Source organism: Idiomarina sp. UBA4206, from assembly GCF_002383015.1.
Classification (GTDB): Bacteria; Pseudomonadota; Gammaproteobacteria; order Enterobacterales; family Alteromonadaceae; genus Idiomarina; species Idiomarina abyssalis.
In genome coordinates this window covers 22,318-23,428 of sequence record NZ_DFTS01000021.1, presented here as the reverse complement: position 1 = coordinate 23,428, position 1,111 = coordinate 22,318, and the positions used below count along the sequence as shown (strand labels likewise).

General features: G+C 49.7%; 1 protein-coding gene. It reads right to left on the bottom strand.

Features of this window, described 5'->3' with window-relative positions; genetic code table 11:
• Positions 1-50: 50 nt before the first annotated feature.
• On the bottom strand, positions 51-929 hold the full coding sequence (locus tag B3180_RS04550; RefSeq protein WP_286843292.1) for a LysR family transcriptional regulator: 879 nt from the start codon (positions 927-929) through the stop codon (positions 51-53).
• Positions 930-1,111: the final 182 nt, after the last annotated feature.

Genomic DNA, 1,111 nt, shown 5'->3' with positions numbered 1-1,111 from the left:
TCACCCTTACCATCCCCCGCCTCTCCTGACGTGAAGGTCAGACACCATCGTCAGGCGAAGCGTTCCCATATGGCATTGGCGGCGGGGCCTAAAGTTCTGTTTGCGGAGCGTACCAAATGAATTTCCAGGCGCACTTGCTGGACGAATCCTGGGATACTGATTTCAACCAGCTTACCGTGCTCAAGGGCCCCCAGAGCAATGTGTTTTGGAATAATACCCCAGCCAAAACCGGTCATCAGCAGTTCAAACTGGGTGTTAACCTCATTCACTCTTATGCGCTGCTGGCTGGGCAGCCGCAATACCGAGTCTAAGTTAATGCCAATTTCCAGGTTCTGCGGAACCAGCATTGGTAGTTCTAATAAATCCTGGCGGCTTTGCGGCATACGACCAAACTCCTTCATCAGCGCGGCTGACATAACCACCGTTAATTCAAAGGGCGCCACCGGTAAGGTTTCAAAGTCACCGTACTGACGAAACAAAGGCAGCCAGGGGCACAGGGCTAAATCGGCGGTACCGTTATCAATGCGCTTAAGGGCACGCATTTGTGATTCTCCATCCACGTGGAGCTCGGTAGCGGGGTATTGTTGCTGAATGTGTTGAATGCTGGGCATCCAGAGTTTGCTGTCACAGGTATGGTCATAGCACAGTGTCAGCAAAGGTTCTGCACCGTGTTTCAGTTGGTTAGCCAATGACTGTAGGCGCTGCTGCTGGCGCACCACTTCTTCTGCCTGACGTAAAAAATGGTGGCCCTGTTCGGTAAGCTCCAGACGATAACCATCACGGTTAAACAAGGCAAAACCCGCGTTCTCTTCCAGCTTCTTTAATGCCATGCTCACAGCCGATTGTGTGCGGCCGAGCTGTTCAGCTGTTTTCTGCAGGCTGCCAAGCCGGGCAACGGTGATCATCATGTGAAGGTGAGATAAATTCATTAAGTTTTACTGATGGTCTTTTTAATTTTAATTCAATATAACTGTAACTATACTTGCGGTAAACTTATTGCCATCAAACATCCCAGAAAAAACGGAATTTAAGTCATGCGCTGGTTTAAAATATTCTTAACTGTCGTTGCCGCTGCCACTGTCGTGGCTTGCAGCGAAAAAGCCGAAGTGAG